Raw genomic sequence first — 25,075 nt, 5'->3', positions numbered from 1 at the left:
TTCCGGTTATTTTTTCGCTTCGGCTACAGCCTTTTTCACAAAATCGTCCAATGAGACGGTTTCTGATTTCTGCTCGCCGTATTTCCGGACGTTTACCGCGCCGTTTTCCGCTTCTTGGTCACCGACCACAAGCATGTACGGGATTTTTTGCATTTGCGCTTCACGGATTTTATAGCCGATTTTCTCATCCCGGCTGTCAAGCTCGACACGCAGGCCTTCACGCTGCAGGCGCTCCTGCACTTTTTTCGCATAATCAAGATGCACGGACGGTGATACAGGAATGACTTGGAATTGCACCGGCGCAAGCCATGTCGGAAGGGCGCCTTTGTGCTCTTCGATTAAGAAAGCAACGAAACGCTCCATCGTTGACACGACGCCGCGGTGAATAACGACAGGACGGTGCTGTTTGCCGTCTTCTCCGACGTAAGTGAGATCAAAGCGTTCCGGAAGAAGGAAGTCAAGCTGTACAGTTGACAATGTCTCTTCTTTGCCGATCGCCGTTTTCACCTGCACGTCAAGCTTAGGGCCGTAAAACGCCGCTTCGCCTTCCGCTTCATAGTAGTCATGGCCGATTTCGTCCATTGCCGCCTTCAGCATGGATTGCGCTTTGTTCCACATCTCATCATCATCAAAATATTTTTCCGTGTCTTCAGGATCGCGGTAAGACAGGCGGAATGTGTAATCACTCAGGCCGAAGTCTTCGTATACGTCTTGAATCAAACGGACCGTGCGGATGAATTCTTCTTTAATCTGGTCAGGGCGGACGAAAATGTGCGCGTCATTTAACGTCATGCCGCGTACGCGCTGAAGACCTGAAAGCGCCCCGGACATTTCATAACGATGCATCGTTCCCAGCTCTGCGATGCGGATCGGAAGCTCTCGGTAGCTGTGAATGTCCTGTTTGTAAATCATCATATGGTGAGGACAGTTCATCGGACGGAGCACGAGTGTTTCATTGTCCATTTCCATCGGCGGGAACATGCCTTCCTGATAATGTTCCCAGTGGCCCGATGTTTCGTACAGGTCTTTGCTTCCGAGAACAGGCGTATAGACGTGCTCATAACCGAGGCTCAGCTCTTTATCCACAATGTAGCGCTCGATCACGCGGCGGATGGTTGCGCCTTTCGGCAGCCAGAGCGGCAGGCCTTGTCCGACTTTTTGAGAGTTGGCGAACAATTTTAATTCTTTGCCCAGTTTTCGGTGGTCACGCTCTTTCGCTTCTTCAAGCATCCGCAAATGCTCTTTCAAGTCATCCTTTTTAAAGAAGGCCGTGCCGTAAATGCGCTGAAGCATTTGGTTTTTGCTGTCGCCGCGCCAGTATGCGCCCGCAAGGCTCAGCAGCTTAAATTCTTTAATTTTGCCTGTAGACGGCACGTGCACGCCGCGGCACAGGTCAAAAAATTCGCCCTGCTCATAAATGGAGACCGTTTCGTCTTCAGGGATGGCATCCAGCAGTTCAAGCTTCAGATTATCGCCGATTTCCGCAAACATGGCTTTTGCTTCATCACGGCTCACTTCTTTTCGGATAATCGGCAGATTTTCACCGACGATGCGTTTCATTTCTTTTTCAATCTTCGGAAGGTCATCCGGCGTCAGCGCCTGCTCCATTTCAATGTCATAATAGAACCCGTTTTCAATGACGGGGCCGACTCCGAATTTCACATCTTTATAAATGCGTTTTATCGCCTGGGCCAATAAATGCGCCGTGCTGTGCCGCATGATGTTCAAACCTTCTTCTGTGCCTTCTGTAATGATTTCTACGGCACCATCCTCTTGAATCGGTGTTCTTAAATCAATTTCCTGTCCGTTCAGTTTTCCGGCTAAAGACTTTTTCTTTAATCCCGGACTGATGGATGCCGCGATATCTTCTGTTGTTGTTCCTTTCGGAAATTCCTTTACCGCTCCGTCCGGAAATGTGATGTTGATCATATCTGACATCTTCGTCACTCCTTTTTTTATGCAAATCAAAAACCCCGCCCCCTATGAAAGGGACGAGGTTAAATAAACGGAATCGTGGTTCCACCCTTTTTTCCGCGCGGCCGATTGTTTCGGCACCTGCGGCTCTAAACTCTGTAACGGGAGTTCCCGTCAGCTATTACTGGCGCTTCTTCCGGCGTTCACAGCTGAAGTTCAAAGGCGGTAAAGACAATGACCCATAGCTGGAAAGCTTTCAGCCTAGGCTCTCCTCTCTTATAAAGCCGGTATCAATGCTTCATGTCCTTATCAATACGTGTAGCAATCATTAATCTTTTATGTATTATAAAATGTCTGTGAGAAAAATGCAACTCGGTTTTCCGTCTGATTTCGCACAGACAGCCCTGCCGCTTACACAAGGCCGTCCGTGCGGCTATCCTTCCGTCTTCTCGGCTGCAAATGCGCCCAGCGGAAAAAGGCGCACCCTCTCCTGAAACACGTTTTGAATCGTTCTGGACATCATATGCTCCGGTTTGTCCGTATACAGTTCTACCGTCTCAGGCGCAATGGAGATCAGCGGCGCAAGGAGATGGGAATCTATATACATCGGGTGCTCCCGCACAAACCGTCTGTCTATGTATTTTTTCTGTTCCCGTTCTGACAAATAGCGCAGCTCCCACAGCGTAAAAGCTTGGTCATGTACGATGCGGACTTTCTTCATCCGCGGCGGATTGGATGTCACATAATCTCTCAGAGACTGGATAAAGTTTTGATATTCCTGTTCCATCCGATATTCATCTATCGCAGCCTCCGCGTATTCTCTGAGCCGCTCATAATACCTGCCGAGCCGGAACGTCTGAAACGAACGCACGGAAAAAACACCCGCATCAAGTGAAATCGTCTGGAGCGCATCTGAAATAAACTGTGTGCGCGGCTCTTTCTTCGGCTCGAACGGATGATCATCAAGCTCTCCTTCCATAATGCTGTGTGCAAGCTGAAGGATTTGCTGCTGTTCATCCTGATCGGTGAAGCAGTATGCATCCTCAATAAGCGAAAGCATATGCTCGTCTTCTTTGCATTCCAAAAAAAACCTGACAAGTATCGGCTCAATAAAGCGCTGAACGCAAAAAGCCGTTTCAGACCTTGCGATTCCGACTTTTTTTATGCCTTCACGGACAATAAAATGTCTCCGGTCGTCCGATTGCTGAATGAGATGTAAAAAAGCGGCGGTATCATGGTCATCTTCAAAGATCACTTCAAGCATATTTGTCCCCCCTTACGGCATCTGTTACAAGTATATGGGGGATGTTTTTAAAATAGACGTAAAGGTTAGCTTTCACCGCCGAACAAATGGCGCACCTTCTTTTTAAATATAACGGGAAGCGATAAAAATACGATGTAAAGACAGATCACGCCGAGTACGGTCAGCACATTTCCGGACATAAAGCTCGCGCCGAGCACATTCAGGACGATCGTCCCCGGAATGATGCCCGCTGCGGTCGCCAAAAAATACGTCATCGGCCTGACTTTCGATAGGCCCGCGGCATAGCTGATCACATCAAAGTTAACAGGCAGAATACGCAGGATAAAAATATAAAAGAAGCCATTGGTTTTCATCTGCTTTTGAATGGCTTCCATTTTTCCATGACGGCTTTTCTCATTAAAGGCAAACAGCCCCGCCGCAAAAAAAGACGCGGCGGCAGCGCCCATTGAGCCCGCCAGCGTATACACGGTGCCGAAAAACGGGCCGAACGCCAATCCTCCGGCGACGGAAACGATTGATACGGGAAACAGCACAAAAGGCCTGACGATGGAAATTCCGATAAACACAAGCGGCGCAAAAACACCGAACGATAACACCCACAGCCGTATCTCCTTAGGCGACAGATTCAGATATTTGCGGTTTGCCCACAGCAAAAGGCCCGCTCCCGCCGCAGCCGCAGCCCAAGTGACAGCCTTCTTATTCCTCATTCCCTCAAATCCTTCCCATTGGACGCCGGCATCATGAACGGCGGCGGTTTTCCCCGTCAAGACGGACGGGCGAAGCCAAATATAAAATCCGCTCCATCAGTCTTGCCGCTTTTACTTCTTCCTTTTCTCCCCGCTGTGAATACGTAAAATGATGCTTCAGCTCGTCAGGTGAGAAATTAGACGAGAAGAAAGTGGGAAGCTGCTGGCTCATTCTGTGCTGAAGCACGGTGCCGATGACCTCATCTCTGACCCAGCTTGTCATTGACTCCGCTCCGATGTCATCAAGCATCAGTACGGGCGTCGTTTTTACCATATTCAGTTTCGCCTCCAACGACTGATCCTGGAGCGAGTTTTTCAGCTCTCTGACAAATTCGGGAACATATACGATCATTGATGAATACTCTTTTTCCGCCAGTTCGTTGGCAATGGCGGCTAAAATAAATGTCTTTCCGATTCCGAATTTTCCGTACAGGTACAGCCCTTTGCCTTTTCCCGTTTCATTATAGCTCTTCAGAAAATCCGTCACATGCTGGAAGATGCCGAGTCTGCTCGGATCGGTAATGTCGATCTGCTGAAACGTCGCGCCGAGAAGATCCTGCTGGATATACATGCTCTTCATCAGGGACTTTTGCCTTTTCTGGCGGTCGAGCTTTCTCTTTTCCGGACATTCGTAATATTCAATATCGATGGAACGCCCGTTGATCACAAGCTTCGGATGATAGCCTTCAAGCAGGCTGTTCGTCCGGCTGTCTTTCGAACAGAAGGCGCACTGTTTGCTTTGCTGAACGAATTCGTACAGTTTATTTAACCCTCTGTCAATCATGCTTTGATTGATTACATCTTTCTGTTCCTTCAAAAAAGCCTGGACGTCTTCGTCGGCCATGACTTGCTGCTGCATTCGTTCCAGGCGTTTTTGAAAGTCAGGTCTTTTCGTCACGCCTTCTAAGGATCGGCTGATCGGTTCCATTCAATATCACCCCGCTTCTCTGTCTCAATAGGCAGAGTATTTTTTCAGTTTTTTCATTTCTTCCATCATTTTTTTCTTCTGTTCTTCAAGATCCTGCGCGGAAAGAGCCGGCTGTTCTTGTTTCTTCCCGGTTTCTTCTTCTTTCATCCAATCAGGGCGCTTTTCTTCCCGGACGGTTTTTTTACCGCGCGCCGCGCCGTTTGTTTTGCCGTCCGCCCAATCAAGATATTGCCTGTGCTCTTCTATTGCGAGCTTCATTGCTTCCCGTACCGTTTTGACTTTCTTTCTGGCCCAGTGGGCGGCGATTTTTTGGATATAGTTTTTGGACAGCTTCATATCCGTTTTCAGCATGACATAATAAATCAGCACATTGGTGACGCCGGGCTCAAGCTTTTGTTCGAACATAATATCGGCGATAATCTGCAAGTCGGCTTTTGACGGCTCGGTCCCGTCCGCAATGTCCTGAAGAAGCTTTCTCGGTGATATGGTCTCAAGCTGTGCAATGAGTTCGCCGTTCAATGAATCGTCCTTTTCCGTCCGGTTTTCTCTCAAAGTGACAGGCTGTGTTTTATCAATCAGTTCCGGAAGCTTACCGCTTCTTTCAATTTGGTACCAGTCGCTGGCCGCTTTCCTCAGCGCTTCGGCCGTTATCGTATCCTGTTCATTAATTGCGGTCATGACGACGTGCTGCATGGAGATAGGATCTATTCCGTATAAATATGAAAGCTTTTTAATGCTCTCCCGCACGTCCTGCGTGATTGATTTACGCGGTATCATCGTTTCTGACAGTCCCGCCATGAAAAGCTCAAAATCAAATACTTCTTCCGTCACCGTATAGGAAGGCGCTTGTCCGACAGACGCCGTCTCATAGTCCTCGGGGAGCTTCATCGCCTCTTCCATATCAGGCGTCATTTTCCATTCACTCGGCTGAAAAGAGGCAAAGGCGTGATTAAACGGACGGGTAATTTCCCTTGCGCCCGCGCCGACGGAAGGGTGCGTGTAAAATTGTCTCAGCTGCTGGTATTTCGTTTTACCGACTCTGTTATAAAGAAAGACATTCAGCATGCCGTCTTCAAAAAAATCATTCGGTCTGAGCGGGGGCAGCAGCTCATAAATAAACATCCGCTCTTTTTGCTCGGACTCCCGGATATACACTTTCAGCAGCCCGATTCCTTCAAGCTTTCCCTGTTCATGATGAATCTTTTTTAAATTTGACTGCATCATGCCCATCAGCTGCCTGTGCGTGGATTCCGCTCCCCACAAGCGGTTCTGCTCAAGCTCCCCCCATAAGCTCATATAAAGGGAGAATGCAAAAGAACCGATCAGCGGCTGGTACAGATGTGTCAAAACCTGTCTGTCGACATCCTGAAGAAGCGAACGGCTTTTGACCGTATAAGGATCTACAGGTAATACGTCATTCCAATAGTCAGCCATGATTCTCAAACCTTCCGATATGTTTCTACTCTCATTTTACACCGTTTCTGCGATCTATCAAATGCCAATTTTGCTCATGAGAAAAGAGCCAGACACAATCTCTTAGCTCTCTCAGCGTTCTTTCTTTATTAAATCTTTCAATTCATCGATAAACACGTTTATATCCTTAAACTGCCGGTAGACGGAGGCAAAGCGGACATAAGACACCTCATCGATTTTCGCCAGACGGTCCATTACCATTTCTCCGACAAGTTCGCTTTTGACTTCAGATACACCTTGGTTTCTCAGCTCTTTTTCAATGTCAAAGCACATGTCTTCCAATGTTTTTAAAGGAACGGGCCTTTTTTCACAAGCTTTAATTAACCCGCGCAGCATTTTTTCACGGCTGAATTCTTCCCGGACGCCTTCTTTTTTCACGACGATCAGAGGCATCTCTTCAAACTTCTCAAATGTAGTGAAGCGGTAATGGCAGGCTTCGCATTCCCGCCTTCTGCGGATTGATTTCCCTTCGTCCGCAGGCCGTGAATCAAGTACGCGGGAACCGTTGTGCTGGCATGAAGGACATTTCAAATTGGATCAGCTCCCATCTGTTTCGTTGCTGTAATGCGGTTCGCAAGCTTCCGGTAAATGCCCGCCAACGTTTCTAGGATGAGCCTATTTGTTGGGAGAGCCGATAGACCGGCCTTATCTTTTCTATTTTACAAAAAAAATGCTTAAAGAAAAAGCAATGCTGTTTTTTTACATTAGAAAAGGAGCATCAGCTTCAAAGCGCGTAATGGCTTTTTCAGCTTAGCTCCCTTGTGTTTGCGTTTTGAAAATTACAGTACTTTCGCTTGTGCCTGTTTAATCTGTACAGGCCCCATTCCTCGCGGTATTTCAATGTTTTCTCTTGTATCTGCATGTAATGCGTCCGCAATGTAATCCGCAGCCACATTAGGATCCAGGTCTCCACAAGTATAAACATCAATGCTTGCATATCCGTGTTCAGGAAAACTGTGAATCGTTAAATGTGACTCAGAGATAATAACGACTCCGCTTACGCCTTGCGGTGCAAATTTGTGAAATGCGACCTCGCGCACTTCAGCTCCTGATTTCAAAGCAGCATTTACAAACGTTTTTTCAATAAAATCCATGTCATTGAGCTTATCAAAATCGCATCCCCACAGCTCGGAGATGACGTGACGCCCCATTGTTTCCATAATCATGGACCCCCCTTAACAAGAATTAAAAAAGTGAATTTCCGAGAACTGACCCGGCCATTTACCACGGGGGAAAGTTAGTCCGGAGAGGTCCTAACCCTTTAAGTAATTCCGAAGCAGTCACGAGCAAGAAGTTCACGAAAGATAGTATACTGTGTTTAAGTTTATTTTGCAAGGTGTGTTTTTTGCGAATATGCCGTTAAGGGTTTTTTTCTAACAAATGTCCATGATCTTTAGTCTACACAGCTGACGGGTGTTTCATTCGCGCGGCGACGTGACGGATAAGATCAACGACCCGGCAGGAATATCCCCATTCATTGTCATACCAGGCGAGCACCTTTACTTTTCGGTCTTCCATCACCATCGTTGTCAGACCGTCGATGATCGCAGAGTGTGAATTCGTATTATAATCCGAAGAAACGAGCGGCTCATCCGAATAATCAAGAATTCCGTACATCGACGTTTTTGCGGCTCTTTGGAAAGCGGCGTTCACTTGCTCGGCCGACACATCTGTTTTCAGATCGCAGACAAGGTCCACTAATGACACATTCGGAACGGGAACACGCAAAGCGAGACCGTGAAGTTTTCCTTTCAAATGAGGCAGCACGAGCGACAGCGCTTTGGCGGCGCCAGTAGAAGTCGGAATGATGGATTCTCCGCACGCTCTCGCCCTCCGCAGATCTTTATGCGGATTGTCGATATTTTTTTGATCATTCGTGTAAGCGTGAACAGTCGTCATCAGGCCGCTTTCAATCCCGAATTCCTGATCAAGCACTTTGACGACCGGCGCAAGACAGTTTGTCGTGCAGGATGCATTTGAAATAATGACATGTTCATCGGGATTGAACTGCTCTTCATTTACTCCCATGACAATGGTAACGTCTTCATTTTTGCCCGGAGCCGTTAAAATGACTTTTTTCGCCCCTGCTTCAATATGGCTCATCGCTTTTTCTTTTGAGTTAAATTTCCCCGTTGCCTCTACGACGATGTCTATTCCGCATTCTTTCCACGGAAGCTCTCTCGGGTCCCGGCGATTGAACAGCATAATATGTTTTCCGTTGACGATCAGGCTGTCGTCGGAGGTCTCAACTTCTTGATCGTATTTGCCGTGAATTGTGTCATACTTTATCAAATGAGCAAGCGTTTCCGGGGGATAGCTTGCATTAATGGCTGTTATTTGAATTTGATCATCTTCCATTGCTTTTCTGAACACCATTCTTCCGATTCTTCCAAACCCGTTGATTGCTACTTTTACCTTCATGCTCAGGTCACCCCTTTTTAATATGCCACTCTAATTTACCTTTATTTATATATAGTATAACACATTAAAAGAAATCCGCCAGTACAACTTGATAAAAATCCACCCTTATACCGATCAATATGTTGTTCAATCGGTTTTTTTGCATATAAAATGATCTTTCTTCCATAAAAAAAGCAGGATCAGCGTCTCAGGCTGCCTGCTTTTTTCTTATATTTGTCCCGGTTCTTTAAATTTGTCATTTAAAATGCTGTCCTCTAAAACGGAAGACACCTCGCCGTACCGTTTAGCAATATGCATCGCGCCCCAGTCGCACAGCGCGTTTAAAATTCTTTCCAGACTGTGCCCGTATTCACTCAGCTCGTATTCAACTTTCGGCGGCACCTGATTGTACACGATCCGGTTGATGACGCCGTCAGCTTCCAGCTCCCGCAATTGCTGTGTCAGCATCTTCTGGGTGATGTCCGGCATAAGCCGCTTCAATTCGCTTGTCCGTTTTTTTCCGCGCATGAGGTGGCAGAGGATCACACACTTCCATTTTCCGCCGATCACTTCAAGCGCCGCCTCTACGGATATATTGTATTTTTTCTTCAGCAACGGTAATTCCTCCTCATCTATAGGAACTAAAAAGTGCCTATGGCACTTAAAAGTACGTTCTTTTCAATGACACTTCTATCGATCATAATGACATTTGCCGGCTGAAAAGGAATGTACTCTTATACTTATATCGTTTACCCGGCATCATTTCAACCATACATTATCGTTCAAGGAGGAAAACAGATGTCTTCACATCGCCAAAGCTATTTACCAGCGCTGCTGGCATTAGCCGTCAGCGCTTTTGCGATCGGCACAACCGAATTTATCAGCGTCGGGCTGCTGCCGCTTATATCTCAAGATCTGCATATACCTGTGACAACGGCGGGACTTACCGTTTCCATGTATGCTCTGGGCGTGACATTCGGCGCGCCGGTTTTAACGTCTCTCACATCCGGCATGTCGCGGAAAACGCTGCTGCTCTGGGTGATGTTAATTTTTATCGCCGGAAATACACTCGCAGCGAGCGCTTCCTCAATCGGCGTCTTACTGGCGGCACGGGTCATTTCGGCTTTTTCCCATGGCATTTTCATGTCAATCGGGGCAACAATCGCCGCCAATATCGTGCCGGAGCATAAAAGAGCAAGCGCGATTTCTATCATGTTTACGGGGCTGACGGTGGCTACGGTGACCGGCGTTCCATTCGGCACCTATCTCGGCCAGCAATTCGGATGGAGAATCGCATTTGCCGTCATTGTGGCAGTAGGAATCATCGCATTCCTCACAAACGCGCTTCTCGTTCCGTCACATTTGCGCAAAGGGACGAAAACCGCATTTGCCGAGCAGGTCAAACTCGTCACAAACGGCCGGTTATTGCTTTTATTTATCATTACCGCGTTAGGCTACGGCGGAACGTTTGTCGTGTTTACGTATTTATCTCCGCTTCTTCAGGAGGTAACCGGTTTTCAGAAAGAAACCGTCGCGGCCATCCTGCTCATTTACGGAATTGCGATTGCCATCGGAAACATGATTGGCGGCCGTTTATCAAACCGAAATCCGCTGAAAGCCTTGTTTTATATGTTCATTGTCCAGGCTGCTGTGCTGTTTGTTCTGACTTTTACCGCGCCGTTTAAAACAGCTGGGCTGATCACCATTATTTTCATGGGGCTGTTGGCGTTTATGAATGTGCCGGGGCTTCAGGTATATGTCGTGATGCTGAGTGAACGTTTTGCGCCAAGCGCCGTTGATACAGCATCAGCCTTAAATATCGCGGCATTTAATGCCGGAATCGCGATCGGCTCGTTTGCCGGCGGAATCATTACAGACTCAATCGGAATCATTCATACCGCTTGGATCGGGGCGCTGATGGTGCTCAGCGCGGTCGTATTAACCGGATGGAGCAGGAAGCTTGAAAAGCGGGATCGCACTGCCCTTGAAAGGAGGTGAGTTTTTCTTCAGCGCATTTTGATTGTTTCAACAGACAACTAATAGGAGGAATATATACATGACAACACATTTACAAGCAAAAGCAACATTGCATAACGGAGTAGAGATGCCTTGGTTCGGCATCGGAGTTTTCAAAGTAGAGGAAGGCGCGGAACTCGTCAACGCGGTGAAAACGGCATTGGTGCACGGCTATCGTAGCGTTGATACCGCCGCGATTTACGGAAATGAAGAAGGTGTCGGCGAAGGCATCCGCCAAGGGCTGCAAGAAGCGGGATTAAAACGTGAAGACATTTTTGTCACGTCAAAAGTGTGGAATGCCGATTTAGGATATGAAGAAACGTTAAAAGCGTTTGACACAAGCTTAGAAAAACTCGGTTTAGATTATTTGGATTTATATTTGATCCATTGGCCTGTCGAAGGAAAGTACATCGATGCGTGGCGGGCGCTCGAAACCCTCTACAGGGATGGACGCATTAAGGCGATCGGGGTCAGCAATTTCCAAATTCACCATCTGAAACATCTCATGAAAGAGACGGAAATCAAGCCGATGATCAACCAGGTGGAGTACCATCCTCGTCTGACACAGAAAGAACTGCTTGCTTTCTGCACTGAACAAGGCATTCAGCTTGAAGCGTGGTCGCCATTGATGCAAGGTCAGCTGCTTGATCACACCGTCTTACAGGAAATCGCTGAGAAGTACGGCAAATCAGCCGCCCAAGTGATTTTGCGCTGGGATTTGCAAAACGGTGTCATCACCATTCCGAAATCAACGAAAAAACACCGTATTGAAGAAAATGCAAATGTCTTTGATTTCGAACTGTCAGCTGACGATATGAAGCGGATTGATGATCTGAACGAAAATCTCCGTGTCGGTCCTGATCCTGACAATTTTGATTTTTAACCAGAAAAACACCGTTCGGCTTTCCGAACGGTGTTTGTTTATGCCCAGCCGCTCAATACTTCCTCAAGCTGGTGCTTTGTATATTCAAGACTGCCGCTGTTATCAATGACGGCGTCAGCTTTTTTTGTTTTATCCGCTAAAGGCATTTGCGACGTTATCCGGCTCATCGCTTCTTCTTCTGTAAGGGAATTCCGCTCTATCAGCCGTTTAAGCTGAATGTCTGCCGGTACGGTGACGACGAGCACCTTGCCGACAAGATAATCAAGCCCGCTTTCATACAAAAGCGGTATATCCAAAACGACGAACCGCTCTTTTCTCGCAACGGCTTCATCTCGCTGTTTGAGCATTTCCGCACGCACCGCCGGATGAACGATCTGATTCAGCATCAGACGCTTCTGTTCGTCCGTGAAAACGATAGAACCGAGTTTTTTTCTGTCAATATCGCCGTTTTCCAGCAGGATGTCTTTTCCGAATGCTTCCACAATTTGTCCGTAAGCCGGCATTCCTTTTTCCACCGCCTGTTTTGCGATGACATCCGCATCAATGACTGTTATTTTTTTGTCGATCAGCATACGCGCTACCGTGCTTTTGCCGCTTGCGATGCCTCCCGTTAAACCGATGACCAAGCTCAAAAAGCCCACTCCTTCTTACATTTTCCAAATCCCGATGATAATCAGCAGGACTCCCGGCAAAAATGTCATTTTATCTATCCAATTCCATCTTGAAAGCAAATGCCCCGAGTTTATGCCGAGTGAAACAAACAGCGAGCTCATCAGCCCGACAGTCACGCTCATCATAACCGGAGAAAAGCCGAGAATGGCCGCTCCCAGCCCGGCGCCAAACGCGTCAATGGATAAGGCGATACCGAGCAGAAGCGCCTCGACTCCGTTAATGGTTCCGGATTGATCAATATCGGCGCTGGTCGGTTTTTTCAAAATATGAATGACGATGCCGAGCGATTTCACTTCAAGATTAAGTAGCGTTTTTTCATGCAATAAGTAATCCGGCTCTTTAGCCGGTTTAAAAAATTGCCAGATGACCCATGCCCCGATTCCGATTAAGATCAGCCCGCCCAGTTTTTCCGTGACGGATACGGGAAAAATCTTTGTCAGAAAATGGCCGATCAGCATGGATATAAACATCACAGAGGCTGAACAGCAAGCGATCACGGCAATCGCTTTGAACGGGATTTTCATTTTTCTCAAACCATACGTAAACCCGACTGAAAAACTGTCCAAGCTGACAGCAAAAGCCAAAAGCAGCAAAGAAACAATCTCCATATCCGTTTCTCCCTTTCTCTTGATCGGCAATTGTGACATATGCCTATTGGGTGAATCACAATATATATATGGAGAAAGGTCATCAACTGTGTTAGAAAAAAGTCATTCTGCTGCCGCCTGCTTGAACCGCTTCAGTTTATGATTTTTTTTGGCAGCGGGCGCAAAAATGCGTACCCCTTCCGCCGACCACGATTTTAGAAATCATCGTGCCGCACGTTTTGCACGGTTCATCCTTTTTGCCGTATACGTAATGTTTGAGCTGAAACATTCCGATCTCCCCTTGAGAATTGATATAAGACCGGACGGTGCTCCCGCCCGCGTCAATCGCTTCCTGAAGGGTGTCTTTAATTTCTGTATGAAGCGTTTTTATCTGCCCGTCTGACAGACTGTTCGCTTTTGTCTCAGGATGAATACGCGCCCGGAATAAAGCTTCATCGACATAAATATTGCCGAGGCCGACGACCGCTTTTTGGTCGAGCAGGGCTGTTTTCACCGCGCGGTTCGTTTTTACAAGCCGCTCTTTTAAATAAGCAGCGGTAAATGCTTCATCATCGGGTTCGGGCCCGAGCTGTGAAAGCGGTAATGCATTCAATTCCTCTCCCGGCGCAAACAAATGCATCGTGCCGAATTTCCGGACATCCCGGTAGCGGAGCTGTGTTCCGTCCGTCATGTGAAACACGACGTGCACATGTTTATCGTCAGGCTCATCGGCCTGATGAAGACCGTATTTCCCCTCCATCCGCAGGTGGGACACCATGACATAATGATCCAGATGGAAAAGCAAAAACTTTCCCCTTCTTCCGATGGATCGGATCGTTTCTCCTGCAATCTGCCGCGCGAATTCCTCCGGCTCGGCGGGTTTTTTGATGATATTCGGCCATCTGATATCCGCCGATTCAATCGTTTTCCCCTTCACAAGACCGGTCAGAGTGCGCCGGACCGTTTCAACTTCTGGTAATTCCGGCACAATCATCACTTCCTTTTTCTCTGTTTATTTTGCATCGTACCAAGACGGCCCTGAAGCATAATCCGCCTTCAGCGGCACGTCTAATGCCAAAGCATGCTCCATCACTTCAGGAACCAGCTTCTCTAATATTTCAATTTCTTCCTTAGGCGCTTCAAAAATCAATTCATCGTGCACCTGAAGCAGCAGTCGCGCCTTCAGGTTTTTTTCTTTCAGCTCAGCTGCCATGTCAATCATGGCTTTTTTAATAATATCGGCGGCGCTTCCCTGAATCGGCGTATTCATGGCCGTCCGTTCCGCAAAGCTCCGCAGGTTGAAGTTGCGGCTGGTCAGCTCAGGAATATAGCGGCGGCGCTGCATAAGTGTCGTGACATATCCTTTTTGCTTCGCTTCCTGCACCGACTCTTCCATATACGCCTTGACGCCCGGGAAGCTCTCCAAATAGCGGTCTATAAAAGCGCCCGCTTCTTTCCGGGTGATGCCGAGGTTTTGTGACAGCCCGTAATCACTGATGCCGTAAACAATGCCGAAATTGACGGCCTTTGCCTGGCGGCGCATCGCTTGTGTCACTTCATCTTCACTGACATGAAATACGTCCATGGCGGTTTTTGTGTGAATGTCCATGTCATTCGTAAACGCTTCGATCAGATTTTCATCTTTTGAAATATGCGCAAGCACCCTTAATTCAATTTGTGAATAATCGGCGGCGAAAATAAGCCAGTCCGGTTCGGACGGTACGAAAGCCTGACGGATTTTCCGCCCTTCCTCCAGCCGGATCGGAATATTTTGCAGGTTCGGATCCGTTGAGCTGAGGCGTCCGGTTTGAGTCAACGCCTGATTGAATCGTGTATGCACCTTATGAGAATCCTTGCGCGTGACCTTCAGCAGCCCTTCTATATAAGTCGATTGAAGCTTGCCGATTTGTCTGTATTGCAGAATGTGCGCGACGATATCATGTTTGTCTGCGAGCTTCTCAAGCACATCAGCTGAAGTGGAATAGCCTGTTTTTGTTTTCTTTACTGGCGGCAGGCCGAGCTTTTCAAACAGAATGACGCCGAGCTGTTTTGGTGAATTGATGTTAAACGGCTCACCGGCGATGTCATGGATTTTTTCTTCATATTCTTTCAGCTTCGCCTTAAGCTCTTCGCCCATTCGCTTCAGTCTTTCAACATCCACTTTGACGCCCATTGATTCCATTTCTCCGAGAATAAGCGCAAGCGGGAGTTCGAGATCTTCATATAATTCAAGCTGATTATTTTCTTCCAAAGCGTCGAGCAGTTTGTCACGGAGGCTGTTAACAGCAGACGCTTTCCGCGCGAGATGATCGGCAAGCTCTTTTTCAGCCGGAACGGCGCGCTTTGCGCCTTTTCCGTATACCGCTTCATCTTTTGAAACGATATTCAGCCCGTATTCTTTCGCTACGCTCGCGACATCGTCGTACGAATTGCCCGGGTTTATAATGTAGGCAGCAAGAAGCGCGTCAAATTCCGTTCCCTTCAGCTCAATTCCCTGCCAGCGCAAAGCGACGACGGAACGTTTGCTGTCGAACACCCACTTTTTCATCGATTCATCTTCAGCCCAAGATTTAAAAGCTTCAGACTGAATGGCGATTTCTTTCGGAATATAATAAAGACCTGTTTCATTCACGATGGAAAAGCCGAGGATCGGTTCTTCGTGATAGTTATCACCGATTTGTTCGACGACCAAAGCGGACGGCGAAACGAGCATATCTTCGGTGATTTCTTCTGCCGTTTCGACATTGATGTCTTCAAAATTTTCTTCCGCCGTTTCCCCGCTTTCTTCACCGAGCCGCTCAAGAAGCGTATTAAAACCCAGGTCTTTAAAAATGGCAACAACTTGTTCACGGTCAAACCCTTGGTAACCTAAATCTTCGGGCTTGACTTCAATCGGCGCATTTGTCATAATCGTCGCCAGCTCTTTGCTCATCAGGGCTTGTTCCTTGTATTCTTCAAGCTTTTCTTTTAATTTTTTTCCGCTGACTTCATCAATGGAATCAAGCAGTTTCTCAACCGAATGGAACTGCTTTAAGAGCTTAATCGCGGTTTTTTCTCCGACGCCGGGGACGCCCGGTATGTTATCGGATGAATCCCCCATTAATCCCTTCATATCAATGATTTGCAAAGGGGTCAGACCGTACTTTTCTTGCACGTGCTCCGGCGTGTAATCTTCCACGTCAGTAATGCCTTTTCTCGTAATGGCAACGGTCGTTTTCCCGGTTGCAAGCTGGGTTAAGTCCTTGTCCCCCGAAACTACCTTTACTTCGAAGCCTTCTTTTTCAGCAGATACAGCAAGGGTGCCGATAATATCGTCCGCTTCATATTCAGGAAGCTCGTAGCGGCTGATGTTATAGGCATCAAGGAGCTCGCGGATGAACGGCATCTGTTCTGAAAGCTCCGGCGGCGTTTTTTGTCTTCCGCCTTTATATTCTTTAAACGTGCTGTGGCGGAAAGTGGTTTTCCCCGCATCAAAAGCCACCAGCATGTGGGTCGGCTTTTCATCTTCCAGCATTTTCATTAAAATCATCGCAAACCCGTATACGGCATTTGTATGGATGCCTTTTTCATTGCTTAAAAGCGGCAATGCAAAAAACGCTCGGTACGCCAGACTGTTTCCGTCGACAAGCACTAATTTTTTTCGTTCCGTCATTCAATATCCTCCTAAGAGCAAAAGCTCGTCATTCCTCTATTTTTTAATCTCACAGCTTCTCTTATTTTAACAAAGTTCAATTTGAAAGGAAAATGAGCGAACCCCGTGAAAACGCAAAAAAGGACGGGAACAAGAAAACACGTTCCCGCCGTCAAAATTGGCTCCTTGGATGAAGGGGTTCTGTTACATCCTAACAAGATAGGTTTAACAGGTCATGAAGAAATTGTTAATCCTTTGTAAAGCTGATCACGCTTCCGGCTGCCGCTTCAGCGTCACGGTAAATACAGTCCCCTGTCCCGGCTCGCTTGTGACCTCGATTTTACCTTCATGGGCTTCTATTAAGTGCTTTACGATGGCAAGACCGAGCCCGGTTCCTCCCGAGTTGCGGCTTCTGTCTTTATCCACGCGGTAGAATCTCTCAAATATCCGCGGAATCTCTTCCTTCTGAATGCCGATTCCCGTATCGGACACTTTGATATCGACAGCGGTTTCTTTCACATTTACCGAAATCGCCACCGTCCCTTTTTCAGGCGTGTAGGTTAAAGCGTTGTTCGCCAGATTCAGGAATACCTGCTTCAGCCTGTGCACATCACCCATCACAAAAATCGGCTCCTCCGGAAGATCGAGCTGAAAACTGATGCCTTTTTCCTCAGCCTTATGCTGTAAAAGGGCTTCGATTTCATGGAGGATTTTTGCGGCGTCAAAGGACTCTACGCGCATCGTAAAGTTTTGCTGCTCCATCTTGGATAAATCCAGTAAATCCTGCACGAGAGATTGGAGCCGCTCACTTTCTTTCAGAATGATAGACAGAAAGTCTGAAAGCGCCTTTTCGTCTTTCATCGCTCCGTCTAACAGTGTTTCCGTAAAGCCTTTAATCGAGGTGATCGGTGTTTTCAGTTCATGGGAGACATTGGCGACGAAGTCCTTTCTCATCTGCTCCAATTTTTTAATTTCCGTCATATCGTGAAAGACGAGGACGATGCCCTTCCATTCATCGTCAGGGCCCATGATCGGAACGCCGTCAACTTCAAAGTAGCGCCGCTCAATGTTGATGGGAAGTCTGAGCAGCTGGCATTTTTTCGTCTCCGTCATAAAAATGTCTTCGACAAGCCGAATGATCTCCTCATGTTCAAACGCATCATGGTAAAGGCGCCGAAGCAGACGTTCAGGCTTTGTATGAAACTGCTTCGTGTATGACCGGTTCACGAGATTGATAAAACCTCTCCCGTCTATTAAAATCAAACCGGATCCGATATTTTCAATGACGGTTAACAGACGATCGCGCTGCATATCCTGCGTTCTCGTCATTTCCATTAAATCGACCGCCAGGCTGTTCATCGCACGCCCGAGACGGTCCGACCGCCTTGCGTAACCGCTGTAGGAGCGGGCGTCATAATTCCCCTTGGACAGCTCCGTCGCCACTTTTGTCGCGGCGTCGATTGATTTTTTGTAACGGGACGTCATGTTTGTATAAAAGAAAACGATAATGATAAAAGCGGTACAAAGACTTGCTGCCAGCATGCCCCACATTTCTCCGGTAACGCTTGAACCGCCGTTGATCTCAGAGGAAACGAGTACATACCCCGCAATTTTCCCGGCGTCATTTTTTACGGCAGTGCCGCGGATGACTTTGCTTTTCGACTGTACGGCTTCCTCACTTTTATTGTGAGAAATGAACTCCTTTACGGCTGAATCATCAGCACGACTGCCGGAATGGTATACGGCGTCACCCTTCTCGTTGAGCACGGCGACGTTTATACCGAGGGTGCGGCCGGCGTCACGGATTACCGTTTCATTGCTTTTATTGCCGATTCTGCCGGCGTCAAGAAGGCCCGCTATGTATACCGATTCCTTTTTCAGCTGATCCGCCGTTCTTTCTTCAGCGGATGAAGAAATAAGCTGCTGTAAAAAAAGGCCGAGAACACTGAAAACCAATATGATACATACAACGAGTAAAGCGAACAGACGCACACGGACTTTATTCATTCATTTTTGGCTCCTCCAGTTTATACCCCAAACCTCTGATTGTTTTAATATAGATGGGTTTTTTGGTGTTTGATTCGATTTTGTCGCGCAGATGACTGATATGAACGTCAACAATCCGGGTGTCCCCGGCAAAATCATAGTTCCAGACCGCGCTCAGCAGAAGATCTCTCGTCAGCACTCTTCCCTTATGTTTTCCCAAATACAGAAGCAGTTCAAATTCTTTAGGCGTCAATTCCAGCTGTTCTGACTTGAAGTACGCTTCGTAATGCTCCGGAAGAATTTTCAGCTCGCCGATGAGGATCTGCCCGTCCTTTTCCTCTTCTCTGCCTTGTGACAGCGAAGAAATGTCAGCCCTTCTTAAAATGGCTTTCACCCGCGCAGTGACTTCCCGCGGACTGAACGGCTTTGTCATGTAATCATCCGCTCCGAGCTCCAGTCCCAGCACTTTATCAAACTCCTCATCTTTTGCTGTCAGCATCAAGATCGGGACCATCATTTTCTGCTGTCTGAGCTGCTTACAGACGTCGATTCCGTCCACTTTCGGCAGCATGACATCCAGTACGATTAAATCCGGATTTTCATTCTCTGCCAGCTCCAGAGCCTCTTCTCCGTCTGATGCGGTAATGACATCATAGCCGGACCGTTCCAGATTATACTGTAAAAGAGTAACGATAGATTGTTCATCATCTACAACTAAAATTTTTTTGTTCATGCTGCGCCCTCCGCTGTCTATTTTCCCCGACATCCAATTTTCTCTATTTTATGTGCTGCATATCACTTTATGATTTCATTTTATCCAATACTGCCCGTTCAGACAATTCGCCTTTTTGATCATTTTCAGAGAAAGGATCGCTCAGGGAAAAAGAAAACGCTTTCATTAATTGTAAAAAGAGGAAGGCTTCTGATTCGGAAGCCTTCCCTTTTTTCTTATGACAATACTTTCATCACATTTTTGACAGATTCAACTGATTTACTCAGCTGCGCTTTTTCATAGTCTGTCAGTTCAAGCTCGATGATTTGCTCTAGGCCGTTTCCTCCGATAATCGTCGGTACGCCTAAGTAAATGCCTTCATGACCGTATTCGCCTTCTAAGTAAGCGATGGTCGGAAGCACGCGGCGCTGATCTTTCAAAATGGCTTCTACCATTTCAGTCAGTGATGCAGCAGGCGCGTAGTAGGCGCTTCCGTTGCCGAGAAGGTTGACGATTTCCCCGCCGCCTTTTCTTGTACGTTCTACAATCGCATCAAGACGGTCTTTCGGGATAAGCGTTTCAAGCGGAATGCCGCCCGCATAGGAATAACGGACGAGAGGAACCATGTCGTCACCGTGTCCGCCAAGAACAAAACCGGTCACATCTTTTACAGACAGGTTTAATTCTTCAGCGACGAATGTTCTGAATCGTGCAGTGTCAAGCACTCCGGATTGTCCGATGACGCGTTCTTTCGGGAAGCCTGATTCTTTGTACACCGCATATGTCATCGCATCAACAGGGTTTGTCAATACAACGATAATGCAGTCAGGAGAATATTTCACGATCTCACGTGTGACGCTTCTCATGATTTTTTCGTTTGTAGATACGAGATCATCACGGCTCATGCCCGGTTTTCTCGCAATTCCGGCTGTGATGACGACGATATCAGAACCGGCTGTGTCCTCGTAGTTGGACGTGCCTGTGATTTTCGCGTCAAATCCTTGGACCGGACTTGCTTCGAGCATGTCTAGCGCTTTTCCTTTTGTCGGGTTTTCTAATTGCGGAATATCAACGAGCACAACGTCCGCAAGCTCTTTTTGAGCTGTAAGAAAGGCTGTTGTCGCTCCCGTAAATCCTGCTCCGATAACAGAAACTTTACTGCGTGTTTTTCCCATGATTCTCTTCTCCTTTTTTGGCTTCATTAGAAGTCTGCTTTAGGTTCAGTCCATGTTTTTGATTAGCTCTTCACCAAACTCTGAACATTTCACTTCAGTTGCGCCGTCCATTAATCTAGCAAAATCGTACGTTACTACTTTTGAAGCAATCGTTTTTTCCATAGATTTAATGATCAAGTCAGCAGCCTCATTCCAGTTCAGGTGTTCAAGAAGAAGCACTCCTGAAAGGATGACGGATGACGGGTTGACTTTGTCAAGGCCGGCATATTTAGGAGCCGTTCCGTGAGTCGCTTCGAAAATCGCATGCCCTGTTTCATAGTTGATGTTCGCTCCCGGCGCGATTCCGATTCCGCCTACCTGAGCGGCAAGCGCATCAGAGATATAGTCTCCGTTTAAGTTCATTGTCGCCACGACGTCGAATTCGCTCGGACGGGTTAAGATCTGCTGAAGGAAAATATCAGCGATGCTGTCTTTGACGATGATTTTTCCTGCCGCTTCCGCGTCGCTCTGCGCTTTATCAGCCGCTTCTTTTCCGTCTTTTTCGACAATGCGGTCATATTCTGCCCAAGTGAATACTTTATCTCCGTATTCTCTTTCGGCAAGCTCGTAGCCCCAGTTTTTAAATGCCCCTTCAGTGAACTTCATGATGTTTCCTTTGTGGACAAGCGTGACAGACTTACGGCCGTTTTCGATCGCATACTCAATGGCAGCTCTGACTAAGCGGCTTGTGCCTTCTTCAGAAACAGGTTTGATGCCGATTCCTGACGTTTCAGGGAAACGGATTTTGTTAACACCCATTTCATTTTGCAGGAAGCTGATCAGCTTTTCAACCTCTTCAGAACCTTTCGCATACTCAATTCCGGCATAAATATCTTCCGTATTCTCGCGGAAAATGACCATATCCGTATCTTCAGGTCGTTTGACCGGAGAAGGCACTCCCGTGAAATATCTGACAGGGCGCAGGCACGTAAACAAATCAAGCTCCTGTCTGAGCGCCACGTTCAGAGAACGGATACCGCCGCCGACCGGTGTCGTCAGAGGACCCTTGATGGCGATGAAGTACTCTCTGATGTCTTCCAGCGTTTCGGCAGGAAGCCACTCACCTGTTTTATTATAAGCCTTTTCACCGGCATAAACTTCTTTCCACGTGATTTTTTTCTCGCCTTTATATGCTTTTTCAACAGCGGCTTCCAATACTTTAGAAGCGGCGTTCCAAATATCAGGGCCTGTGCCGTCGCCTTCAATAAACGGGATAATCGGATTATTTGGTACGTTTAATACTCCATTAGAGACTGTAATTTTTTCACCTTGTGACACAATATTACCTCCCAGTATGTAATTCATATTTAGAAAACATTTTATTTTTCTTGTATAGAAAATAAAATGACTTTTCTCAAGATTCTATCAAAATTGTAAACCAATCCGGGCTTGATTAACAAGAGGCTAACGACATGAAAATCACCAGCCTCCCGTTTGATCAGGCTCTTTCATCAATCGGAACAAAAGTCTGCTTATCCGGACCCGTGTAATCAGCGCGCGGGCGGATGAGGCGGTTGTTATCGTACTGTTCAAGAATATGGGCGATCCATCCTGACATTCTGCTGACCGCAAAGATCGGCGTGAACAGATCGTGATCAATGCCGAGACTGTGGTATACAGATGCGGAATAGAAATCAACGTTAGGCGGGAGTTTTTTCTCCGACGTCACGATTTCTTCGACACGGATTGACATCTCATACCATTTGCTTTCCCCCGTCAGATTCGTCAGGCGTTTGCTCATTTCTTTTAAGTGTTTGGCGCGCGGGTCTCCATGCTTATACACACGGTGTCCGAAGCCCATTACTTTTTCCTTTTTCTCCATTTTGCTGCGGATATAAGGCTCGGCGTTTTCCACTTCGCCGATTTCTGTCAGCATTTTCATGACGGCTTCATTGGCTCCGCCGTGAAGCGGTCCTTTTAAAGCGCCGATGGCGGCAGTGATGCCTGAGTAAATATCAGATAAGGTGGCGACACATACTCTCGCCGTAAATGTTGATGCGTTCAGCTCATGATCCGCATGAAGAATGAGCGCTTTGTTAAACGCTTCCACTTCGATCGGAGAAGGCTCTTCACCGTTTAAGGTGTAAAGGAAGTTCTCCGCGATTCCGTACTCTTCCTTCGGTTCAACAGGATCAAGTCCTTTGCGGATTCTTGAGAAAGCGGCGACAATGCCCGGCACTTTCGCCTGCAGACGGATGGCTTTTCTGTAGTTCGCTTCCGGATTCATAACATCGGCTTCACTGTCAGTCAGACCGAGTAATGAAATCGCCGTCCGGAGCGCAGCCATTGGATGTACGTTATTGAGGGGATATGATTTGAAGTGCTCAATGATTTCTTGTGGAACGGCAGCTTCTTTCGCAAGCTGTTTTTTCAGTTCAGCAAGTTCCGTTTTATTCGGCAGGCGCAGATGCCACAGCAAATAAATGATTTCTTCAAAACTTGCATTCTCTGTCAAGTCGTCAATATCGTACCCTACATATGTAAGGGTATCGTCGATAATAGAGCTTACAGATGATGTTGTTGCTACAACCCCTTCAAGACCGCGTGTTGCTGTCATATTCAACCTCTCCTTTTCAATCAAAATTCCCCTTTAAAGAGTATATAAAACATACGGCTTACTTAAAATGAGTCATGCAAACAATCCCTTTCCCCTTCAAGAAAATGCTTACATTTCACTGATTGCGGTTACATAACCGATATGCTTATAGAGGAACATAACAAATTCTTATAAGCTTATTTAAGTTTAAGCCTATTCTTATTATAAACAATAATCTGATTAATTTGTAGACTTTTAACTAAAAATGTTTTAAAAGCCCTATATATCAAGGTTTTGCGTTGATAAATTTAATCGCTTGCTTTCAGGCGCTTTGTAAAACCATGTATTCTCATGTTTTCACTTGGGGGAGTTTTGGAGGAGACTTTAAAAGGACAGGCGCGACAACTTCACCGCAAATTTAACCCCCTTCTTTACCGGAGAAGAGGGTTATTTTGTTTACTCGACTGAATCAATGTTCGGATCAGCTTCAGAAATCCATGTCTTGGTTTTAGTTGGCTCCACGCACATGGACTGGAATCGTTTGACTGCATTTGCGCTGTTTTCGGGCTGTAAATATCCTCATCAAACCGTTCATCAATTGAAACTGACTCATTTACTGATATAAGTGAATTTAAATAAATGGCAGAAAAACCCTCCTCATCTCGAGAAGGGCTCTGACTTATACTTCTTTTTCTCTAAATCAGTCCGAAGAAACTAACTGATGCCGCTCAACTTTTCAATCGAAGGGCTTCATCGGGCTCTCCAACTATTTTCCCCTATGCTTTTCTTTTGCTTTTTGTTTTCTGATTAAATATTTTTGTTCCTTTATTTTTTCTCTTTGTTTTCTATTCAGTTGTTTTTTCTTTTCTTTTCTTGCTTCAAGCTCCTGTTTTATCGCTTTTTGTGCCTTAGTTGATATCCCGATATTTTTCATCTCTTTAGAAGCTTGTCGTTGCAATCTTTTTGGGTTTAATTTCTTAGATTTTGCTTTAACACAAACCCCTTCTTGTTCAGTGTGGGAGAGAGTCTGTAAAAGTTGATTATTAACAAAATGCATTATTTCTGAATCCTTTGGCTCTTGTCCAAACAAATGACGAATTGCTCTTAATTTCCCGTCATTCACAACTTCAATGACTCCTACCCAAAGCTGACCATCGTAGTAAACCGTTAATTTCATAACGATTCCCTCCTCCTAAATTTACTGAAGAATGATGGACATCCCGAGGAGGGGAAGGTTACTGACATTTTAAATCATGCATCCGGACTACCAACCGAATTGTGTTTTTTCATTCTCATTATAAATTTAACAAACTTTCAAATTGAAGGAAAGGGTCTCCGCTTATTTTAACAACACTTCAAGTTTTGCTTTGGTATCAGGCCCATAAATCCCATCAGCTTTTAATCTACTGCAATCGCTGTTTTCGCTCCATGTGCGCCGTCAATCCCGAAGCTCTTTGTTACATGGTAAGCCGCTTCATTCATCGGAATAATGTAAATGGCATTTGTCTGAACTACAAAATGCGCAAGTGCAAACTCTAATTTTCTCCACAAAAAAAGCAGCTTTACGCCGCTTTTTTACTTTACGAAGTGAATATTTTAACGATTTGCATGGCCAAGTAGGCGATTCCGGCGCCGATTAACGGGCCTACGGCGACGCCTCCGAAAAGCGCGACGGCAAGTATCGTGCCGATGACCAGCGCCGTTGTAATATGAGGGTCGTTTTCCAATAAGGTGAGACCGTTTTTGGCGATTAAGGCAACCGCGATCCCGGCACCGAGAGCGATCCACGCATAATATGATTTCATCGCTTCTCCGAGCTGTTTAAAACCGATATCACCTGTGGCAATCGGCACTAAAACGGCGATTGTAATGACGGTGACCCCCCAGTTGATGCCTTTTGACTGAATAACCGGAAATAGTTTCTGATCAAGACCGACAGCTTTTATCACAATGAGAAAGCCGACGGCAAAAAGCAATGACTGATTTTTGGCTATCAATGCGATGGCCAGCAATAATAGTAAAAATAAATTCGCTTGTGTAAACATCCTGAAAGCACCCTCTTTCATCATATCTGTATTCATATCCTTTTTTTTGACGAATAAACTAATGTAAT

22 protein-coding genes and 1 pseudogene are annotated in these 25,075 nt (G+C 46.5%); 2 read left to right on the top strand and 21 right to left on the bottom strand.

All coding sequences use genetic code 11. The features are described 5' to 3' along the window. Positions 1 to 6: 6 nt before the first annotated feature. The 9 genes from thrS to BGM27_RS05560 form a co-directional block, all read right to left on the bottom strand. The gene (gene thrS, locus BGM27_RS05600) at positions 7 to 1,938 is read right to left on the bottom strand and encodes a threonine--tRNA ligase (RefSeq protein ID WP_007408088.1); all 1,932 of its coding nucleotides are present in this window, start codon (positions 1,936 to 1,938) and stop codon (positions 7 to 9) included. A gap of 409 nt (positions 1,939 to 2,347) precedes the next feature. Continuing rightward, positions 2,348 to 3,178 (bottom strand): putative sporulation protein YtxC, encoded by an 831-nt coding sequence (ytxC, locus tag BGM27_RS05595; protein ID WP_007408087.1) that lies wholly within the window; start codon positions 3,176 to 3,178, stop codon positions 2,348 to 2,350. 65 nt (positions 3,179 to 3,243) lie between these two features. Continuing rightward, entirely contained in the window at positions 3,244 to 3,885 is a 642-nt protein-coding gene (locus BGM27_RS05590; RefSeq protein WP_007408086.1) for a TVP38/TMEM64 family protein, read from the bottom strand. Between the two features lie 31 nt (positions 3,886 to 3,916). Continuing rightward, positions 3,917 to 4,852, bottom strand: a complete 936-nt coding sequence (gene dnaI, locus BGM27_RS05585) for a primosomal protein DnaI (RefSeq protein WP_007408085.1) — start codon at positions 4,850 to 4,852, stop codon at positions 3,917 to 3,919. A 24-nt stretch (positions 4,853 to 4,876) separates the two neighbouring features. Continuing rightward, positions 4,877 to 6,286 (bottom strand): replicative helicase loading/DNA remodeling protein DnaB, encoded by a 1,410-nt coding sequence (dnaB, locus tag BGM27_RS05580; RefSeq protein WP_007408084.1) that lies wholly within the window; start codon positions 6,284 to 6,286, stop codon positions 4,877 to 4,879. Positions 6,287 to 6,397: 111 nt separating this feature from the next. Continuing rightward, positions 6,398 to 6,856: a transcriptional regulator NrdR gene (gene nrdR, locus BGM27_RS05575; protein ID WP_003152473.1), complete on the bottom strand. Its 459-nt coding sequence runs from the start codon at positions 6,854 to 6,856 to the stop codon at positions 6,398 to 6,400. A gap of 248 nt (positions 6,857 to 7,104) precedes the next feature. Continuing rightward, positions 7,105 to 7,485 carry an adenosylmethionine decarboxylase gene (speD, locus tag BGM27_RS05570; protein ID WP_003152471.1) on the bottom strand — a complete coding sequence of 127 codons (381 nt, stop codon included), beginning with the start codon at positions 7,483 to 7,485 and terminating at the stop codon, positions 7,105 to 7,107. A gap of 238 nt (positions 7,486 to 7,723) precedes the next feature. Next, complete coding sequence (locus BGM27_RS05565; RefSeq protein WP_007408083.1) at positions 7,724 to 8,746, bottom strand: glyceraldehyde-3-phosphate dehydrogenase; 1,023 nt, start codon at positions 8,744 to 8,746, stop codon at positions 7,724 to 7,726. Positions 8,747 to 8,953: 207 nt separating this feature from the next. Then, positions 8,954 to 9,340: a winged helix-turn-helix transcriptional regulator gene (locus BGM27_RS05560; protein WP_003152469.1), complete on the bottom strand. Its 387-nt coding sequence runs from the start codon at positions 9,338 to 9,340 to the stop codon at positions 8,954 to 8,956. A 183-nt stretch (positions 9,341 to 9,523) separates the two neighbouring features. Between BGM27_RS05560 and BGM27_RS05555 the strand changes: the two genes are divergently transcribed. Continuing rightward, entirely contained in the window at positions 9,524 to 10,723 is a 1,200-nt protein-coding gene (locus BGM27_RS05555; protein ID WP_007408082.1) for an MFS transporter, read from the top strand. 58 nt (positions 10,724 to 10,781) lie between these two features. Beyond that, positions 10,782 to 11,624, top strand: a complete 843-nt coding sequence (locus BGM27_RS05550; protein ID WP_007408081.1) for an aldo/keto reductase — start codon at positions 10,782 to 10,784, stop codon at positions 11,622 to 11,624. A gap of 38 nt (positions 11,625 to 11,662) precedes the next feature. Here the strand turns inward: BGM27_RS05550 and coaE are convergent, their stop codons facing one another. The 12 genes and pseudogenes from coaE to BGM27_RS05490 form a co-directional block, all read right to left on the bottom strand. Further along, positions 11,663 to 12,256 carry a dephospho-CoA kinase gene (gene coaE, locus BGM27_RS05545; protein WP_007408080.1) on the bottom strand — a complete coding sequence of 198 codons (594 nt, stop codon included), beginning with the start codon at positions 12,254 to 12,256 and terminating at the stop codon, positions 11,663 to 11,665. A gap of 15 nt (positions 12,257 to 12,271) precedes the next feature. Further along, positions 12,272 to 12,904, bottom strand: coding sequence for a sporulation membrane protein YtaF (gene ytaF / locus BGM27_RS05540; protein ID WP_007408079.1), 633 nt, complete (start codon positions 12,902 to 12,904; stop codon positions 12,272 to 12,274). Between the two features lie 136 nt (positions 12,905 to 13,040). Beyond that, on the bottom strand, positions 13,041 to 13,871 hold the full coding sequence (mutM, locus tag BGM27_RS05535; RefSeq protein ID WP_007408078.1) for a DNA-formamidopyrimidine glycosylase: 831 nt from the start codon (positions 13,869 to 13,871) through the stop codon (positions 13,041 to 13,043). Positions 13,872 to 13,895: 24 nt separating this feature from the next. Then, positions 13,896 to 16,535, bottom strand: a complete 2,640-nt coding sequence (gene polA, locus BGM27_RS05530) for a DNA polymerase I (RefSeq protein ID WP_007408077.1) — start codon at positions 16,533 to 16,535, stop codon at positions 13,896 to 13,898. 246 nt (positions 16,536 to 16,781) lie between these two features. Further along, positions 16,782 to 18,521: a two-component system histidine kinase PnpS gene (gene pnpS / locus BGM27_RS05525; RefSeq protein WP_020954265.1), complete on the bottom strand. Its 1,740-nt coding sequence runs from the start codon at positions 18,519 to 18,521 to the stop codon at positions 16,782 to 16,784. Continuing rightward, positions 18,514 to 19,233, bottom strand: coding sequence for a response regulator transcription factor (locus BGM27_RS05520; protein ID WP_003152457.1), 720 nt, complete (start codon positions 19,231 to 19,233; stop codon positions 18,514 to 18,516). Before BGM27_RS05520 ends, pnpS begins: the two co-directional genes overlap by 8 nt. Before the next feature lie 215 nt (positions 19,234 to 19,448). Next, positions 19,449 to 20,387: a malate dehydrogenase gene (mdh, locus tag BGM27_RS05515; protein WP_003152455.1), complete on the bottom strand. Its 939-nt coding sequence runs from the start codon at positions 20,385 to 20,387 to the stop codon at positions 19,449 to 19,451. A gap of 45 nt (positions 20,388 to 20,432) precedes the next feature. Beyond that, entirely contained in the window at positions 20,433 to 21,704 is a 1,272-nt protein-coding gene (gene icd / locus BGM27_RS05510) for an NADP-dependent isocitrate dehydrogenase (RefSeq protein ID WP_007408075.1), read from the bottom strand. Positions 21,705 to 21,864: 160 nt separating this feature from the next. Beyond that, positions 21,865 to 22,983, bottom strand: a complete 1,119-nt coding sequence (gene citZ, locus BGM27_RS05505) for a citrate synthase (protein ID WP_003152453.1) — start codon at positions 22,981 to 22,983, stop codon at positions 21,865 to 21,867. A gap of 745 nt (positions 22,984 to 23,728) precedes the next feature. Further along, on the bottom strand, positions 23,729 to 24,139 hold the full coding sequence (locus BGM27_RS05500; RefSeq protein ID WP_007408074.1) for a YjdF family protein: 411 nt from the start codon (positions 24,137 to 24,139) through the stop codon (positions 23,729 to 23,731). A 162-nt stretch (positions 24,140 to 24,301) separates the two neighbouring features. Further along, positions 24,302 to 24,462: pseudogene (locus tag BGM27_RS05495) on the bottom strand (peptidoglycan-binding domain-containing protein); the annotation flags it as partial. A gap of 80 nt (positions 24,463 to 24,542) precedes the next feature. Continuing rightward, the gene (locus BGM27_RS05490) at positions 24,543 to 25,007 is read right to left on the bottom strand and encodes a DUF441 domain-containing protein (protein ID WP_007408072.1); all 465 of its coding nucleotides are present in this window, start codon (positions 25,005 to 25,007) and stop codon (positions 24,543 to 24,545) included. Positions 25,008 to 25,075: the final 68 nt, after the last annotated feature.

Source organism: Bacillus sp. FJAT-27001 (genome assembly GCF_019039175.1).
GTDB classification, from domain to species: domain Bacteria; phylum Bacillota; class Bacilli; order Bacillales; family Bacillaceae; genus Bacillus; species Bacillus velezensis.
Note: the sequence above shows the minus strand (reverse complement) of the source record. Positions and strands in the feature narration are given on the sequence as shown.

Bases quoted from the DNA above. Each gene is read 5' to 3' on its own strand.
- BGM27_RS05500 (WP_007408074.1), bottom strand. From the start codon at position 24,139: ATGAAATTAACGGTTTACTACGATGGTCAGCTTTGGGTAGGAGTCATT.
- BGM27_RS05555 (WP_007408082.1), top strand. From the start codon at position 9,524: ATGTCTTCACATCGCCAAAGCTATTTACCAGCGCTGCTGGCATTAGCC.
- BGM27_RS05590 (WP_007408086.1), bottom strand. From the start codon at position 3,885: ATGAGGAATAAGAAGGCTGTCACTTGGGCTGCGGCTGCGGCGGGAGCG.
- BGM27_RS05520 (WP_003152457.1), bottom strand. From the start codon at position 19,233: ATGAACAAAAAAATTTTAGTTGTAGATGATGAACAATCTATCGTTACT.
- ytxC (WP_007408087.1), bottom strand. From the start codon at position 3,178: ATGCTTGAAGTGATCTTTGAAGATGACCATGATACCGCCGCTTTTTTA.
- BGM27_RS05565 (WP_007408083.1), bottom strand. From the start codon at position 8,746: ATGAAGGTAAAAGTAGCAATCAACGGGTTTGGAAGAATCGGAAGAATG.
- pnpS (WP_020954265.1), bottom strand. From the start codon at position 18,521: ATGAATAAAGTCCGTGTGCGTCTGTTCGCTTTACTCGTTGTATGTATC.
- dnaB (WP_007408084.1), bottom strand. From the start codon at position 6,286: ATGGCTGACTATTGGAATGACGTATTACCTGTAGATCCTTATACGGTC.
- mdh (WP_003152455.1), bottom strand. From the start codon at position 20,387: ATGGGAAAAACACGCAGTAAAGTTTCTGTTATCGGAGCAGGATTTACG.
- citZ (WP_003152453.1), bottom strand. From the start codon at position 22,983: ATGACAGCAACACGCGGTCTTGAAGGGGTTGTAGCAACAACATCATCT.
- dnaI (WP_007408085.1), bottom strand. From the start codon at position 4,852: ATGGAACCGATCAGCCGATCCTTAGAAGGCGTGACGAAAAGACCTGAC.
- thrS (WP_007408088.1), bottom strand. From the start codon at position 1,938: ATGTCAGATATGATCAACATCACATTTCCGGACGGAGCGGTAAAGGAA.
- BGM27_RS05550 (WP_007408081.1), top strand. From the start codon at position 10,782: ATGACAACACATTTACAAGCAAAAGCAACATTGCATAACGGAGTAGAG.
- speD (WP_003152471.1), bottom strand. From the start codon at position 7,485: ATGGAAACAATGGGGCGTCACGTCATCTCCGAGCTGTGGGGATGCGAT.
- ytaF (WP_007408079.1), bottom strand. From the start codon at position 12,904: ATGGAGATTGTTTCTTTGCTGCTTTTGGCTTTTGCTGTCAGCTTGGAC.
- BGM27_RS05490 (WP_007408072.1), bottom strand. From the start codon at position 25,007: ATGTTTACACAAGCGAATTTATTTTTACTATTATTGCTGGCCATCGCA.
- polA (WP_007408077.1), bottom strand. From the start codon at position 16,535: ATGACGGAACGAAAAAAATTAGTGCTTGTCGACGGAAACAGTCTGGCG.